The 17,357-nt window shown below is 31.3% G+C and carries 13 protein-coding genes; 12 read left to right on the top strand and 1 reads right to left on the bottom strand.

Going from position 1 to position 17,357, the window contains the following annotated elements:
- Nucleotides 1-2 precede the first annotated feature (2 nt).
- From DFQ06_RS01770 to DFQ06_RS01815, 10 genes are all read left to right on the top strand, one after another.
- A complete protein-coding gene (locus tag DFQ06_RS01770; protein WP_042494832.1) occupies nucleotides 3-1,427 on the top strand; it encodes a rubredoxin domain-containing protein in 1,425 nt (474 codons plus the stop codon).
- 469 nt (nucleotides 1,428-1,896) lie between these two features.
- Nucleotides 1,897-2,307, top strand: a complete 411-nt coding sequence (locus DFQ06_RS01775; protein WP_042494833.1) for a response regulator — start codon at nucleotides 1,897-1,899, stop codon at nucleotides 2,305-2,307.
- Nucleotides 2,308-2,847, top strand: a complete 540-nt coding sequence (locus tag DFQ06_RS01780; RefSeq protein ID WP_042494834.1) for a heme NO-binding domain-containing protein — start codon at nucleotides 2,308-2,310, stop codon at nucleotides 2,845-2,847.
- Nucleotides 2,847-4,805 (top strand): PAS domain-containing sensor histidine kinase, encoded by a 1,959-nt coding sequence (locus tag DFQ06_RS01785; RefSeq protein WP_074936254.1) that lies wholly within the window; start codon nucleotides 2,847-2,849, stop codon nucleotides 4,803-4,805. Before DFQ06_RS01780 ends, DFQ06_RS01785 begins: the two co-directional genes overlap by 1 nt.
- A 2-nt stretch (nucleotides 4,806-4,807) precedes the next feature.
- The gene (locus tag DFQ06_RS01790) at nucleotides 4,808-5,941 is read left to right on the top strand and encodes an FIST signal transduction protein (protein WP_133965680.1); all 1,134 of its coding nucleotides are present in this window, start codon (nucleotides 4,808-4,810) and stop codon (nucleotides 5,939-5,941) included.
- A gap of 3 nt (nucleotides 5,942-5,944) precedes the next feature.
- Nucleotides 5,945-7,024, top strand: coding sequence for a sensor histidine kinase (locus DFQ06_RS01795; RefSeq protein ID WP_133965682.1), 1,080 nt, complete (start codon nucleotides 5,945-5,947; stop codon nucleotides 7,022-7,024).
- The gene (locus DFQ06_RS01800; RefSeq protein ID WP_042494836.1) at nucleotides 6,996-7,313 is read left to right on the top strand and encodes a hypothetical protein; all 318 of its coding nucleotides are present in this window, start codon (nucleotides 6,996-6,998) and stop codon (nucleotides 7,311-7,313) included. Before DFQ06_RS01795 ends, DFQ06_RS01800 begins: the two co-directional genes overlap by 29 nt.
- Before the next feature lie 9 nt (nucleotides 7,314-7,322).
- Nucleotides 7,323-8,036, top strand: a complete 714-nt coding sequence (locus tag DFQ06_RS01805) for a LytR/AlgR family response regulator transcription factor (RefSeq protein WP_133965684.1) — start codon at nucleotides 7,323-7,325, stop codon at nucleotides 8,034-8,036.
- Nucleotides 8,037-8,595: 559 nt separating this feature from the next.
- Nucleotides 8,596-9,090 carry a CAP domain-containing protein gene (locus DFQ06_RS01810; RefSeq protein ID WP_133965686.1) on the top strand — a complete coding sequence of 165 codons (495 nt, stop codon included), beginning with the start codon at nucleotides 8,596-8,598 and terminating at the stop codon, nucleotides 9,088-9,090.
- Between the two features lie 121 nt (nucleotides 9,091-9,211).
- Entirely contained in the window at nucleotides 9,212-11,827 is a 2,616-nt protein-coding gene (locus tag DFQ06_RS01815; protein WP_133965688.1) for a DUF6923 family protein, read from the top strand.
- A 736-nt stretch (nucleotides 11,828-12,563) separates the two neighbouring features.
- Here the strand turns inward: DFQ06_RS01815 and DFQ06_RS01820 are convergent.
- On the bottom strand, nucleotides 12,564-14,624 hold the full coding sequence (locus DFQ06_RS01820) for a tetratricopeptide repeat protein (protein WP_133965690.1): 2,061 nt from the start codon (nucleotides 14,622-14,624) through the stop codon (nucleotides 12,564-12,566).
- A gap of 169 nt (nucleotides 14,625-14,793) precedes the next feature.
- On the opposite strand from DFQ06_RS01820, the gene DFQ06_RS01825 reads away from it, so the two are divergent.
- Nucleotides 14,794-16,056 carry an oligosaccharide flippase family protein gene (locus DFQ06_RS01825; protein ID WP_074936245.1) on the top strand — a complete coding sequence of 421 codons (1,263 nt, stop codon included), beginning with the start codon at nucleotides 14,794-14,796 and terminating at the stop codon, nucleotides 16,054-16,056.
- A 111-nt stretch (nucleotides 16,057-16,167) separates the two neighbouring features.
- Nucleotides 16,168-17,349, top strand: coding sequence for a glycosyltransferase (locus DFQ06_RS01830; RefSeq protein WP_133965692.1), 1,182 nt, complete (start codon nucleotides 16,168-16,170; stop codon nucleotides 17,347-17,349).
- Nucleotides 17,350-17,357: the final 8 nt, after the last annotated feature.

Consider the following 17,357-nt stretch of genomic DNA (forward strand, 5'->3'; position numbering starts at 1 on the left):
TTATGGAGCCATATAGACTTAGAATTAACGGAGGTGTTTTATCACCAGGTGAATTAAAATATATTTGCGAAGCCGCAGAAGGTTTAGGTTTAGATGCTATTTCTTTTGGTTCTCGGCAAGATATTATTTTTCCAGAGGAGATAGATAAAGAGAAGTTTTCTCAATTCGATAAAATTCAGTTTATAAAACCAAAGCGCGATGGTATAGAAAATATTGTATCATCGTACGTATCGGCAGATATTTTGCCAAGTACCTCTTGGCTTACTAGCGATCGTTACCTATATATATTAGAACAATTTAAGCACGATTTAAAATTACGCATCAATATTATAGATCCTAAGCAACGTTTGGTGCCCTTATTTACAGGTAATGTAAATTTCATCGCTTCAGAAAGTGAAGATTATTGGTATTTATACGTGCGTTTACCCGAGTGGAAAAAGACAGAAATGTATCCTGCTTTAATTTATAGTTGGGATATGGACAAGGTAGAGCTTGCCATAGAGCAGGTTTTGCAAGAAGAGCCAGAAACCATTGAAACGCTTTTTGACTTAGTAAACGATGCTGTAGAAACAAATAACCGTACGGTAGATAAACCTTTAGAAGTTCCTTTTTACCCATTTCCTTATTATGAAGGCATGAACCGTTTTGGCGACAAATACTGGCTTGGTTTGTATTGGAGAAACAATAGGTACGATTTAACTTTCCTTAAAGACATGTGCGATTTGTGTGCAGAAAGTAAAATAGGCAAAATTTGTATCACCCCATGGAAATCTTTTATAGTAAAAGGTGTGCCAATCGATTCTAAGTTAAAATGGGAAAAATTTCTTGGTAGTTACGGTATTAATGTGCGCCACTCTATGTTGGAGCTTAATTGGCATTTACCCGTAAATGATAAAGATGCGCTAAACCTAAAAAAGTATTTAGTAACAAACTTTGATCAAAACGATATAAGTACCTATGGATTAACATTCGGGATTTCAAACTTCGAAAGCAAATCTTATCATTTCACATCTGTAGTTATAGAAAAAAACAAAAAGCCAGAGCTTTTAGGCGATTTTATTGTTCGCGACACCTACAATTTACTTTATGCTAAAAACTTTGATCCTAACACGGGAGAGTACATTATGCATGTGCAAGATGTAGATAAGGTAGAGCTTCCGGGTTTATTAATGGAGCTAAGTAAACTCTATTTTGAGCAACTCGGTACGCAACGTGAAGAAGTGAAAGCCGTAGAACCTAAAAAAGAAACTACCGAAGAGAACGTTTACCAATGTCAAGATTGTTTAACTATATATAATGAAGTCTTTGGAGATATCACTCAAGATATTAACCCAAATACACGCTTCGAAGACCTCGATGAAACTTACGAATGCTCCCTTTGCGAAGCGCCAAAAAGTAATTTTCAGAAAAAACTTTTAGTGAAATAATAATTTTTAGAAGCTATTACCTGCTATTCGCTATATCTTTTTTGTAGACCAACCTCGAGCTTATTGTTCATTTTTTAAAGCAAATTCTTTTAGTAAATAGCAGGTGCATCAATACATTCAAAAAAGGATGCCGCTGCTATCAGGGCTAAACTATCCGTTATCATTATTTTAAATTCCAACGTTTTCATTTTGTAATACCTAAGTACAAAACCTGTTCTAGCAAGGTAATCTGTGTTTAAAGATAATACTTACATTAAAACGGTATCAGTTTAAAAGACTTACAGTGTTTTAGGGGCTTATCGAAGTTTTTTTTAAAAATTAGATAACATCTTTAATTTATCAAAAACCATTCATCGACACTAAAGAGCTATTCAGCGCCATTAAAATTCAATTAGGCGAATTACAATTTTAAAACCGTTGTTTAGAACTATTTTTACATCAAATTCAAAGTAAAAAAAATATAATACCCATGAAAACTCTCAACATATTATTAATAGAAGACGACATGATTGAAGTGATGAAGTTCCAAAGAACAATCTCATCTCTTAAATTAGATCACAAAATTATAGAAGCTAATAACGGTGAAGAAGCTCTAAAAATTTTAGAGAAAAAAGACGAATTACCTGACATAATTTTGTTAGATTTGAATATGCCGAAAATTAATGGCATCGAGTTTTTAAACATTCTTAAGTCGGATGATGTGTTGAAATATATTCCAACTATAATTTTAACAACCTCACAAAATCAAAAAGATTTATTGGAGTGTTACAAAATTGGAATTGCTGGCTATGTTTTAAAACCTTTGAAATATGAAGATTACGTTTCTAAAATGGAAAAGCTTTTAGCGTATTGGAGTATTAATGAATTAAAACAAATATAAATGAAAGGTATTGTTTTTACTGAATTTTTAGATTTAGTTGAAGATAAGTTTGGACTAGAAATGGTCGATAGAATTATAACCGCTTCAACTTTAAAGTCCGATGGCGTTTACACAGCTGTGGGCACATATAGTTTCTCCGAAATGCTGCAGTTATTAGAGCATTTAAGTGAAAACACAGGTATATCTATAGATAATTTACTGCTAGTTTATGCAGAACACTTTTTTAGTGTAATAGAGAAAAGTTACCCAGGGCTTTTAGCAACATACAAAGACCCTATAGAAATGATTTCTTCAATAGAAAACCATATTCATGTTGAGGTTAGAAAAATTTATCCAGATGCCGAGTTACCTACTTTCGAGGTGTTAGATAAAACCGAAGATTCATTGGTACTTATTTATAAATCAAGTCGTGCTATGCACCATTTTGGTTTAGGATTAATGAACAAAACATTTGAGCATTTTAATTCAACAGCTAAAATAGATTTAGAAAAAATAAAAGAGGACGGAACAGAAGTTAGATTTTTTATTCAAAGAAATTAATGAGTCAGGATCAGGCTGAAATATTACAACGCGCCCTAAAAAGAGAAAAAGCAGCAAGAAAAGCTGCTGAATCTATACTTGAAGAAAAATCGAGAGAACTTTTCTTTACTACCCAAAAATTAAAAAATTTACTAGACGAAAAATCTTCACAACTTCAAGGTGTTTTTGAAAACATTATTGATGCTTATGTTGTAATGGATATTAATGGTAACGTTATAAAATTTAACGAAGCTGCCACAAAATTATTTGGTTACGATATTGATAAGGAAGAAGTAAACGTTAATAACCTAATCTATAAAGAAGACTACGAGTATGCTATAAATTCTTTTATAGAGTTAACAACTAATGGTTTTTTTAAAGATTACGAAGCACGTGTTTACACTAAATCTAAAGAGGTAAAATGGGTGCATATTAATGCCAGTATTATTTTTGATAAAGATAAAAAACCAGTTGCCGCTCAAGGTATTGTTAGAGATATTAGCGATCAAAAAAGATCGGCAGAAAAATTAATAGAATCAGAAGATAGGCTATCTACACTTATAATAAATTTAGATAGTGGTATCATTCTAGAGGATGAAGATAGAAATATAGTACTCACAAATAATAAATTTTGTGAGCTTTTTGGTATAGATGCAAACCCAGCAGATTTAGTTGGTATGGACTGTAAAGCTGCGGCAGAACGAAATAAAGTTTTATTTAAAGAGCCTGAGGCATTTATTCAAAGAATGCAAGAAATTGATGCGGCCAAAGAAAATGTTATTGGCGATGAGCTCGAAATGGTAGATGGAAAAATAATAGAGCGGAGTTATATGCCTATTATAACAGGAAATGAGTATAAAGGTTACTTATGGACTTTTACAGATATTACTTTAAAAAGGACTTATAGAGATAGTTTAGAAGCTCAAAAGCAAAAATATTATAACATTATTGCTAACATGAATTTAGGTCTTGTTGAGGTCAATAACAACGACGAGATTTTAATGATTAACCAGAGTTTTACTGATATGTCTGGTTATACAGAAGAAGAGGTAAAAGGTGAAAATGCAGGTGTGTTTTTTGCCGCCGAAGATGTTCGACAAATAATTGAAGCAGAAAATGAAAAACGTAAAAAAGGACAATCTAGTTCTTACGAGCTTAAAGCTAAAAACAAAGCGGGAGATATTCGCTATTGGTTAATAAGTGGAGCACCCAATTACGATATAGAAGGTAAAGTTATAGGATCTATTGGAATACATTTAGATATTACCGAAATTAAAAATTTAGAGCTTCAAAAAGAAAAACTTCTTGAAAAATTAGAAAAAAGTAACGATGAGTTACAAGAGTATGCACACATTGTTTCTCATGATTTAAAATCACCTTTACGAAGTATTGATGCCTTGGTAAGTTGGCTAAAAGAAGATAATAAAGATAAGTTGGATGACATGAGTATGCAAAATTTTGCACTTATTGAAACCACTTTAGAGAAAATGGAGCAATTAATTACCGATGTTTTAAATTACTCGAGTGTTGGATCGGATATTGCAGAGAAAATAGAGGTCGATTTAGACGATATGTTAAATGGGCTCGTTACTATATTATATGTTCCAGAACATATCAAAATTAAAATACAAAAGCCCTTGCCAAAAATACAGGGCGACCGAACTAAACTACAGCAACTTTTTCAAAATTTAATTAGTAATTCGGTTAAGTTTATAGATAAAGAAGAAGGTAGTATTATAGTAGATTTCGACGATTTGAAAAGTCATTATAAATTTTCAATAAAAGATAATGGTATTGGTATTGATAAAAAATATCATGATAAAATATTTAAAATATTCCATTCTTTAAAGAAAAGCAAAGATTCGTCTGGTATCGGATTATCGATTGTTAAAAAAATCGTCGATTTACATGAAGGTGAAATCTGGTTAGATAGCGAGCCTAATATGGGAACCACTTTTTATTTCACATTAAAAAAATAGCCATGAAAACAGTACAATTAGTAAAACATAAAGATAAAGATTGGGAATACGTAATCGAAAAACAAGAATTAAAGGAACCTTTAGTTCTTGTTTTTGGAAATCGATATCTATTAGAAAACGGTACTATTTACGAAGAGCTTAGAGCGCAATTTCCCGACGGACATATTATTTTTGCTTCATCTTGTGCAGAAATTTCATCTAATACTGTAAACGATGATAGTATTACGGTTACGGCTATAGAGTTTGAAAAAAGTAACTTTGTAATTAAAACAAGCAACGTTTTAAATGCAGATTTAGACAGTTATAAAACCGGAAAAGATCTAATTAATCAATTACCACAAGAAGGTTTAAAATATGTGTTTGTAGTCTCGGAAGGTAGTTTTATTAACGGTAGCCAGCTTACTCAAGGTATGAGTGCTTCTACAGATGATAATTTAATTATTACTGGAGGTTTATGTGGTGACGATGCGCGTTTTGAAAAAACATTAGCATCTTATAACGAAAACCCTAAAGAAGGCGAGTTAGTTGCTGTTGGTTTTTATGGAGAAACTTTAGAAGTATCTTTTTCTATTCACGGCGGGTGGACACCTTTTGGACCAGAGCGTATTGTAACAAAATCTGAGGGTAATATTCTTTATGAACTTGATGGTTTACCAGCTTTAGATTTGTATAAAAATTATTTGGGTGAAAAAGCAAAAGACCTACCAGGTGCTGCATTATTATATCCTTTTAATGTAAAAAGTGAAGATGAGAAGCAATCTATTGTGCGTTCTATTTTAAATATTGATGAAGAAAAGCATGCTGTAATTTTAGCTGGAGATATTGAAGAAAATGCTAAAGTACAACTGATGATGACTAATGTTGATAATATTGCAAATGCATCAGAACGTGCTGCTAGGCAAGCTTTGGAATACAGGAAAAACAAACCACAACTTGCTATACTTGTAAGTTGTATTGGTAGAAAATTGGTTTTAGATCAACGTGTTGAAGAGGAAATAGAAGAAGTTATAGAGGTTATTGGTAGCGATGCCGTTATTAGTGGTTTTTATTCCTATGGAGAAATTGCACCTTTTCACGGTGAAGTAGCATGCCAATTACATAATCAAACTATGACGATAACGCTTATAAGCGAATAAATAATGAATTCATTACTGAAAAGACAAATACGTAAATTTTTAAGTGAAGAATTAAAAAACAATGAAGATTTATCTGAGTTTCTCAACGCGGTAGATCTATCCTACAATAATTTTGACGAACAATCTAGTATGATTCAAAGGGCGATGTCTATAAGCTCGGATGAATTATATTCCGCAAATCGAAAATTACAAAAAGAGGCTAATGAGCAAAAAGAAGTTATCGATAAACTTAAAAATGTAATCGATACTTTAAAATTTTATAATCTTAAGGAAGATGAAAAGCCTGAAAACGCAGAGTTATCTGGACCTAAGCTTGTCGATTTTATTGATAATCAAACTAAAGAGATTATCGAAATGAATAAACAAAAGCAATCGCTTTTGACAGAGTTGGCTCATCAAAACCAAGAACTTAGTGATTATGCCCATATGGTATCTCACGATTTAAAATCTCCTCTGCGTAGTATTGAAACTTTAACAACTTGGTTAAGAGAAGACTACGTTGGTTCTATTGATGAAAATGGTAAGAAAACATTGGATCTTATTAGGTCGAATGTAGAAAAAATGGATACCTTAATTACGGGTATTTTAGAGTATTCTACCATAGGTAAAAATCAAATTGATGTTTATGATGTTGATGTAGATAAACTTATAGACGATATTATAAAAACAATTCAAGTCCCAGAACATATTAGCATATCTAAAGCTAATTTACCTATTCTTAAAGGTGATAAATATAGGTTACAGCAATTGTTTCAAAACCTAATAGGTAACGCAATTAAATATAACGATAAAGCTCAAGGAACAGTTGAAGTAGGAGTAGAAGATGCCGGAGAATATTGGCAATTTCATATAAAAGACAACGGGAAAGGAATTGAAGAAACCTACTTTAATAAAATTTTTAAAACCTTTATTAAGTTAGAAAATAATCCTGAATCTTCGGGAATTGGATTATCTATTGTAAAAAAAATAGTAGAATTATACGGTGGGAAAATTTGGTTAGAATCTCAAGTTGATATTGGAACCACTTTTTATTTCACTTTAAAAAAATCACCAAATGGAACAGCCGAACCAAACTTACATTGATAGTTTATCTGGAGGAGACGAAGCCTTCAAGCAAAAACTAATAGATATTATTAAAAAAGAGTACCCAGAAGAGAAGCAAGTGTACTTTGATAACTATAATGCTAAAAATTTTAAATTAGCTGCAGATAATGTGCATAAACTTAAACATAAAATTAGTATTTTAGGCCTTGAAAAGAGTTATGATGTTGCTGTAGCTTACGAAACCAATTTATTGGAAGGTTCAATCGACCAAAAAGAGGAGTTTGAAGCTATTTTAAATGCCATAACTATATATCTTGAAGACCTCTAAATATTATTTATGAATTGTATTGTTATTGACGACGAAGCCACAGCTAGAGTAATTATTTCTCAACTATGCTCCAATGTGCCAAGTCTTAATGTATTAGAAGCTTTCCCTAATGCCATGCAAGCCATAAAATATTTAAATCAAAATGAAGTAGATTTAATTTTCTTAGATATACACATGCCAGATTTTACAGGTTTCGATTTTATTGATACCTTAAAAAATCCACCAAAAATAATTTTAACGACATCAGATCCAAATTTTGCAATTCAAGCCTTTGAGTATGATTGTATTGTAGATTATTTGGTAAAACCTGTGTCGCAAGAACGCTTTGATAAAGCTATTTTAAAAGCGGAGGCAAAGCAAGTTACTCCTGTTAAAACGGACTCTAACACGGATAAAACTGAAACAACCTCTGGCAATCACCTCTATGTAAATATTGATAGACGTTTAATAAAAATTGATATTCCAAGCATTTATTTGGTTGAAGCCAAAGGCGATTATATTCAAGTAAAAACAGAAGATAAAAACTATACAGTACATTCGACATTAAAGAAAATTGAAGATAAATTACCAGATGATTTGTTTTTGAAAGTACACCGGTCTTACATTATAAATATCAAAAAAATTATTGATATTGAAGATAATAGTGTACTTATAAAAAAGGATGTTATTCCTGTAAGTCGCTCTAATAGACCAGAACTTATGAAGCGTTTAAACTTGCTTTAATTTGTTTTTTGGGTAATTTTAGAAGTGTTTATTTTTGTGTCTTTATTATTGAAAAACTTATAAAATGAAGCCTTATTTTAAAAATAATTCAGTCTAAATTTATAGAATATTAATAGGAATTGTAATGTAGTAAAACTATTTGCAACAACCATTTAAATAAATATTATCGTTGATATATAATAGTTTATATCGCAAAAGTAATATCTACTGATTTTTTCATCCTTCTTAATTGTTTTTATAAATATCTGATAATAATGATTAAAACATTGTTATTTCTCTAAATTACTCAACTAATCTAGATTTCTTTTGAGAATTGAATTTATTTTAATTGTCTTGTTTTTAACGTGTTAAGTGTTTGTTGATGTAGTTTGCCTTTCCAATAAAATAGAGTAAATTGTGTATTACAGCGTTTTTATCTGCTTATTATCGTTGAAATGTAGTTGAAAGTATTCGTCTTTTAAAATTTACCATTCGTCGACACTTCAAATTAAGCTAATCGAAAAACATAAAATTCAACTGTCTTTCCTTATAATTTTGTCATCAAATTAATCCAATCACGATGAAAAAATTATTACTTATAACCGCAGTTTTATTATCAACTTTTTTAACGTCTTGTTCTGTAGAAGAGGATATTAACACACCAGAAGAATATAATTCAGAAACCATTAATGTAGAGTATACTCAAATGGATTATGATATTGCAGAGTTAATTAATGAGCACAGAATTTCTAAAGGATTAACCGAACTTAATATTTTAAACAGAGCCTCAAAGGAAGCCATTTCTCACAATACGTACATGGTTAAAAAAGGAACTCCAAGTCACGATTTTTTTTACGTACGTTCTGAGAATCTAAAAAAGGAGGCTAATGCTATAGCAGTTTCGGAAAATGTAGGGTATGGTTTTAGTACGGCAAAAACTTTAGTTAAGGCTTGGTTGAAGAGCGAAGAGCATAGAAAAAACCTAGAAAATCCAAATTTTACCGATATGGGAATTTCATCACAACAAGATGAAAATGGAAGAAGTTATTTTACTAATATTTTTGTAAAAAGATAATAGCATAAACGGTTCAACGACATTAATCTACCATTCGTCTACACCAAAATTGAACTAAGCGAAAAATAAAATTTTAAACGTATTTCTAGAGTAAATTTACAGTATCATAGAACCCCAAACCATGACAACAAAATTACCTACCTTAAAAAACAAAATAGTAGTACTTACTGCACTATTATTTAGTTTAATAAGTTCTTCACAAAATACTCCATTTAATTGTGATTATAGCGCATATCTTTTTCAGTATAACGATGTTTATGCTATTGATTTAGCTTCGGGAAATTCATTTCTTGCAGTAGAAGATGTTACTCCAGGAAATATTAATGCAGCAGCCTACAATCCTGCAGATGGTTATATTTGGGGGTATGTAAGTACACCTGCTCAAACTATTGTTAGAATAGGAAAAGATTTTAAAACAACATCCTTTAACATTCCAGAATTTGATACTAAAAACAAGTATATTGGAGATGTTAATCCAGATGGTATTTATTTTTTGAAGGGTGGAGGAAGCACTTATTACAAAGTGGATTTAAATCCAGAATCTGATAATTACTCAAAATATTTATCTACAGAAACGTTATCTCAGAATATTAGTATTCACGATTGGGCTTTTAATGCTGTAGATGGTAATTTATATGCTTTAGAAAAAGGAACCAATATTTTATACAGAATTGATCCGGTAACTAGTGCTGTGCAAAGTTTAGGAGAAGTTCCAATTTTAGCAGGATTAAATTATACTTATGGTGCTGTCTATTTTGATGCTGATGGACGTTTTTACGTATCAGCAAATCAAACAGGAACTATTTATGTTATTCAAAGTGTTCAAAATTTAACTTCAGAATCTACAATGGATTCTAATTTATTTGCTTTTGGACCATCAAGTGCAAGTAACGATGGTGCACGTTGTCCTACTGCTCCTGTGGCTCAAGAAATTTGCGATAATGGTATTGATGATGATGGTGATGGGTTAATTGATTGTGAAGATCCATCTTGCTCAGGTTACACAGGTTGTCCAGTTTTACAAGTATCATCTACGTCTAGTGGTAACGACGGAGGTTTGGAAAGTAACAATAGATTATCTCAACAAATAAGTAAACGTAATTTTAATAGAGCAAAAAGTAGTTATAAATTTAATCAAACATCTGCAAAGCGTTTAACGAAGTCTAAAAACTACGGAAGATCTACAGCTACGAAAAACGGATCTTTTCAACTATCAGATTTAATGCCTTTAGAAGCGATTAACGAAGATAGCGTGATTGAATCGTCTCCAACAGATTTAATAGGAATTACAAATGCAACCGAGGTTTATTCGGTAGATTATATTAGAAATAACGAATCTGTAGCTTCAATTTTATTATTAAAAACGGAAGATGGTGTTTATGAGCACACAAAATATATTTGTGATCGTTTATTAGGTGCACAATTAATTTCTGTTTCAACTATTGAAATTAACGAACAACAGTTTATCAAATCTTTAATTAGAACTCTAGAAGGTACTGTAGAGTTTGTTTTAAGTCTTTCGGCTAAATCAATCAATAACAATCAAAATTTCGGAATAGAAAGTCATTGGAATTTAGATAAATATGAAGATAACGTAGGCTTTTATAATTTTCAAATTTGGTCTAATTCTTTGGATGACTTATTAAAATTAGGAGAAGAAGTTGTAAGTCTTTTAGAAGTTCAAAAACCAATAGATAGCTACAATAACTCAACGCCACCAACGGTGTTTGTTAGAACAGGGCATTATAGCAATGGTAGATTAAATCTACAAATTGTAAATACAAATAGAAGTGAAGGTGTTGTTTTTGATGGTGGTGTAAGATCTACAGAAACACACGATGTAGAGTATGTTTCTACTAATATTGATTTAAGTGGAGATTATATTTCTAATATTGAAGTTGATGCTGGAAGCTTATTTGATATCGGGTTTAGAATTGGTGATGGTATACAAACTCCGGACGACTTATTCATGTCTGATGGGCCTTGGGGATATGATGATGCGGCAACAAGTACAGAGGTTACAGAATATACTGTAGCGACAAACACTGAAGACTTAAATGATGAAGACTTTAATATAGAACGTAACATTACTTTAAAGGCTAATACTAGCGAGTATATTGCAGCTTACAGAGCTTTAACACCTAAGTTCAACCCAATTGATTTATCAAGTTATAACAGCTTTAAATTTGAAGCTAAAGGTACAGGAACTCTTATTGTAAGATTAGTAAAAGAAAGTGTTGACAACTGGGAAACACAGTATAAAGCATCGGTTAATTTAACAAACACTATGTCTAGTTTTATTTTACCATTTGCTGAGTTCGAATCTACTAATGGAGAGCCATTAAATGCTAACGATGTAACATCTATAGTATTTACAATGCTTGCTGAAAATGGTGAAACAGTATCAAAAGAAATGACATTAGAACAATTACGTTTTGCAAAAGCAGGAACCTTATCTGTATCAACAATAAGTGAGGAAGATGGATTAGCAACTATGGCAACGCCTAACCCAATGACATCTAAAACAAGCATACAATTTACAGCAAATCAAGCTGAAGATGTTGAACTTTTAGTTTATAATCAACTTGGTAGCCTAGTTAATAAAATAGCTTTTAGTACAACACCTGGTGTAAATGAAATTGAACTTAATAGAGGAGATTTAAGCAGTGGTATTTATTTCTGTAAAATAAAAAGTAGTGTATCTCTTTACAAAACAACAAAACTACTCCTAGAATAATTAATAGCACATTACTCTTGTAGTATGGCGAAAGGCGCGAGTCTTTTGCCATTTTTTTGTTTAAATATTTAGGGAATCTGTTCCTGTTTTTTTGTTTAATTAATTGAATAGTATTCGTTTATTGTGATTTTTTTGTTAATCAGTTTAACTTGTTTTTTAGTTGAAGGCTTTATATAGAATACTATATTATTATTATTCCTTTTAATATGAAATATGAGCGTCTAAATATCTCTTTCTGGGATATAATTAAAACTACATTGATATAATTAAATTAATAGCATCTTGAATAGATTAAATACTCATTTAAATATGGTTAAGATTGTGGCTTTAATTTCCTTTTGAATAGGAAGATAAAGAAAGTAGTTTAAAATCTATCTTCATGTTAATATAACCAGACAGTTTCATTTAAAACATAAGCAGTTGAGCTATTCTAATTTTTTAATTGATATGCTGAGGCTGTATTGCAATTTAATAAGTAATCTTGAAGCGTAAGTACTTAAGCCAAGCGTTACTCTTAGTAGTGTTAAAGCGTTTAAGTAGAGTAGGCTAAGTACAACAATTTATAAGAACAGAAGAGAGGTTTAGGCCTTGTGTTTTCATTATAAAACAAAAACATATCATTGATTTCGATACTTATAGAAAAGCAAAAAGCTCCAATACATTGGAGCTTTTTTTAGTGGAAAATATTTCAGTAATTATATTATAGAAATATCTAAAATATATAATAAGTTTTGATCTATTCTCTAAAAATAGGTGTATCGAAAAGTAACCATTTAAAACGCAAACCAACTTCGTTAAACGTAAAACCAGCAGCTGTTGCCGATGCAATATTACTTCGTGTACCATAGAAGTTTAATAAGGCACGTTCTGTAAACTTATAACCTAATTTTCCTTGTATGCGGTAAGTACTTTGGCTACTACCATCTTCAATATATTGTAAACCTGTTGCTGCGGTAAGCTCATAAAACCAGGCTTTTGGCTTAGTAATGCTTTCATCTTTTATAATGTTTACAAAAACCTCAGCAGCGTTAAATGTTTCAGGGCTAAAATATATAGTTGGTACTTGGTTTTTAAAAGTAATGTATTGGTAGTTTAAGCCTGCTTTTAAGGCTGGTTTGCTTAATATGTTATAGTATAAAGATGTGAAAAGTAAATTTCTAGCATTGTCATCATTTTGCCATGTGTAGAAATACTGAGTAAACCATCCTAAGTTAAAATTTGTACTTAAGTTGTAATTGGCATAGAGGTTATTCATTACAATTTCTCTATCTAATAATTCAGCATTAAAACTTTGTATTTCACTTTTAAAACCAATATCTAAAACCTGAAGTTTAAAAGGTTTTATATTTAAAGAAATATCACTCACTAATTGTGTGTAGTCGCTTGTGTTCGCTTTCGCGGAAGTCACTCCGGCGGTTCCTTTAAAAGTGATGTTAGGTAGTAACTGGTAAGATAGTCCTAATGAAAAATCGTTAGATGTGGCATCGTTATCCGTAACCTTATTACTTGTTGTTCTATACGAGTAGCTTGCCAACCACTTAAATTTTGTAGACGTTGGAAACTCTATATTGGTATTAACTGAAAAGGCTTTGTTGTCACCATTATCAAAAGAATAAGATGCTTTAGTTTCCCAAAAAGGAGTGAAGGTTGTATTTAGTGTTTTTATAAAATTAGAGGCATCTTTTTGTTTATCGTAAAATGTTAAGGTGTTTTCGGCAGATTTATAGGCGCCATCATATTTTCCAATAGCTTTTAAAGCGTTTGCTTTACCTAAATTACCATCAAAAGAACTTTCTTCATTTTCTAAGATACTGTTGTAATCTACAACACTATCTTTAAAGTTACTTTTGTAAATGTTTAAAGTTGCACGTAATGCTAAAATCCAGTTTTCGTTAGGGTGCTTTTCAATTAAATCATCAATTAAAACTTTAGCTTCCTTATATTTTTTATTCCAAATTAAAGCCTGAATATATCGAACTTGAGTTTGTTGTATCAGTGATTCATCTGTTAATTGCGGAATAGAACTATAAGCTTCTGTACTTACATTAAGCGCATCTTTTTCTTTTCCTTTTAAGTGTTTCGCTAAAGCGATGCCGTTTAATGCAATGGTTTTATTGTCTGGATTCTCAGCTATCGTTTTATATGTATTTTCGGCTTCGTCGAATTTTCCGGAAATTAAATAAAGATTAGCCAAATTAAGTAAGGTGTCTTTATCTCCTTCAAAAAGCGTTAAGTTCTTTTTTAATAATTCTTCGGCACCATCATAATCTTGTTGCTGTTGTTTTTGGTAAGCATAGCCTAAATAAATATATTTTTTAGAGGTTAGAGCATTTGGGTTTCCTGGCAAAACTTCGAGCGATTTATTCACATAGATTAAAGCATCGGCATATAATTTAAGGTTGGATAGCGTATTGGCATAACCTAATAGGGCAGCGAAAGATTTAGAATCTTCTTTTATTAAAATTTCGTAGTAAGATTTGGCATCAGGATAATTTTTATCCCAAAGTAAAGACTCGGCATAGTTTAATTTTATTTCAAAATCGTCAGGATATTTGCTCAATAATCCTGTAAAAATGTTAACAGCTTTGCCAGATTCACCTAGTAATCCTATAGCACGCCCATAGCACAATTTAGCGGTTTTATTGTTTGGGTAATCTTTTAAAACAGTTTCGAAAAACGTTTCTGCTTTAGCATACTTTCCTGTTTCTAAGTAAGTAAACCCCGTTTGCATATCTTGCGAAAAGGCAAAAATACTTGTAAGTAGCAAAACGAATAAAAGGCGAAAATTTAAAGGCATAATTATATTTTTATTATCTTGTTGCAAGTTAATCAATAGTATGCAATCATTCATCTATAGCAAACCGTCACTGAACGAAATTTAAGCGCCTTCTGTTGATTCTTCGCTGATTTTTGCACTGGAAATAAATTATTCTACTAAAGAATTAATCATTTAAAACCCCAAACCAATGCAGTTCTTTTCCCAAATTAAAGAAAAAAAAATAAAACCTGAGCAATTATTTATGCTTAGTGTTTTAGCCGTAAACGGAGGTAACTATTTATATAACTTAATTTTAGGTCGTATTTTAGGTCCTGCTCAATTTGCTGATGCCGCTGTACTTATAACCTTTTTATTAGTTTTAAGTTTTGCCGCCATGACGTTTCAGTTAGTAACGGCTAAATTCTCGGTATTATTCGAAAATGATATTTTTCAGAGTTTTATTTCTAAAGTTTATAAAAACGCACTAGCCGTTGGCCTTGCATTTGGTGCCCTTATTATAATATTTGCCGGAGCGTTACAAAATGTATTTAATACATCATCTTCAAATATGTTTGTTGTATTTGGTTTTGGAGTGCCTTTATATTTTTTAATGAGTGTAAACCGAGGCGTGTTTCAGGGAAAAAAATCATTTAAAAACCTATCGATAACTTATCAAACCGAAATGTTAAGCCGTCTAGTTATTACACTGGGTTTAATATTATTATTCGATATAAAATCTTCTGTGGTTATTGCTGTCGGGATCTTGGCATCGTTTGTGTTTGGCTTATTTCCCTTTAAGTATAAAAATTTATTTCCGAAGAAAGCTTTAGTATTGAGTCAAACACATTCAAAAGATATTCGTCATTTTTTTATAATTACGGCCTTTTACGAGCTGACTCAAATTATAATAAATAACAGTGATATTCTTTTAGTAAAACACTTTTTTGAATCTTACGAAGCCGGTTTGTATGCATCTTTAGCATTAATTGGTCGTATTGTATATTTCATCGCCTGGATGTTTGTTATGTTGCTTTTACCAACTGTGGTAGAGCTAAAAAAGGAAGGAAAAAAAACTGCGCCTATTTTATTTAAATACGTGGGTTACATTGCAGCTATTTCTATTACTATAATTTTGGTTTGTTTAGCTTTCCCTGAAACTATAATTACACTTCTATTTGGAGATAGTTACATTGCTATGGCTCCTCTTTTATGGAAATATGCTATTGCCACATCGATGTTCGCGATCTCTAATATTTTTGCTTATTACTATTTATCGTTAGATAAGTATGTGCCTGTAGTTATTTCTGGTGTATTTGGTATGCTTCAAATGCTATTAGTTATCTATTTTCATGATAGTTTAGAACAGGTTGTGTATATGCAAATTGTAGCTATGTTACTGCTGTTAGTGATACAATTAATCTATTTTAAATACGATTCTAGTAAAAGTGCTAAAACGCTTAATCTTAAGTAAGTTTCCATTTATCGACAGTAAACGACCATCGGTCTACAGTAACCCTTTTAATTAGTAATAATTACCCAAATTTGCACTGTAGATATTAATTATCATTTAATACCCCATATAATGAAGTTAGCAATTGTAACTGCATATCCGCCAAGTAAAGTCACTCTAAATGAGTATGCTTACCATTTGGTAAAACATTTTAGACAAAAAGAAGAGGTTACAGAGTTAATTTTGTTAACCGATAAAACCGAAGAGCCAAAGGATGTTGCTTTTATGGAAGATGGATGTAAAATTACAATTAAAGAATGTTGGGAATTTAATAGCTACAGTAATATCACAAGCGTTACTCGTGCTATAAGCAATGTTAAACCAGATGCTGTATTGTTCAATTTACAGTTTATGAAGTTTGGTGATAAAAAAGTTGCCGCAGCTTTAGGCTTAATGTTGCCTTTGGTTTGTAAAATGAAAAAAATACCAAGTATTGTTTTATTACATAATATTTTAGAAGAAGTTGATTTAGGAAGTGCAGGATTTACACAGAGTAAATTAATGCAAAAAGTATATGGATTTATAGGTTCTACTTTAACACGATTGATTTTACAAGCTGATGTTGTGGCAGTAACTATGCAAAAATATGTTGATATATTAGAGCACAAATACAATGCTAAAAATGTAAAATTGATACCTCACGGTACTTTTGAAATTCCTGAAATTCCAGATTTTAATGTACCTGTTTCACCAATGGAAATTATGACCTTCGGGAAATTTGGAACGTACAAAAAGGTAGAAGGTATGATAGAAGCTGTAGAAAAGGTTAGAAACTCTACAGGTTTGGATTTAGAAGTTGTAATTGCAGGAACCGATAACCCTAACGTACCAGGCTATTTAGCTAAAGTACGAGAAGATTATAAGCATGTACCACAAGTTCGTTTTACAGGTTATGTTGAAGAAAATGAAGTGCCAAAATTATTTAATGATAGTGCTGTAGTTGTATTTCCATATACATCGACTACAGGAAGTTCTGGAGTTTTACATCAAGCTGGAAGTTATGGTAAAGCAGTGGTTATGCCAGATCTAGGTGATTTAGCTTTACTAGTGCAAGATGAAGGTTACCGTGGTGAGTTTTTTGATCCAACATGTGTTGATAGTTTAGCAACGGCTATTGAAAATATTGTTACCAATGAAACTTACAGACGAGAATTAGGAAAAACAAATTACGAAGCGGCAACGGCACACCCAATGTCTCAAATCGCTCAAATTTATTTAAATACATTCAATAAAATAATTGAAAAACGCGCTTAATATTAGCG

It is taken from the genome of Algibacter lectus (assembly GCF_004368925.1).
Lineage (GTDB): Bacteria > Bacteroidota > Bacteroidia > Flavobacteriales > Flavobacteriaceae > Algibacter > Algibacter lectus.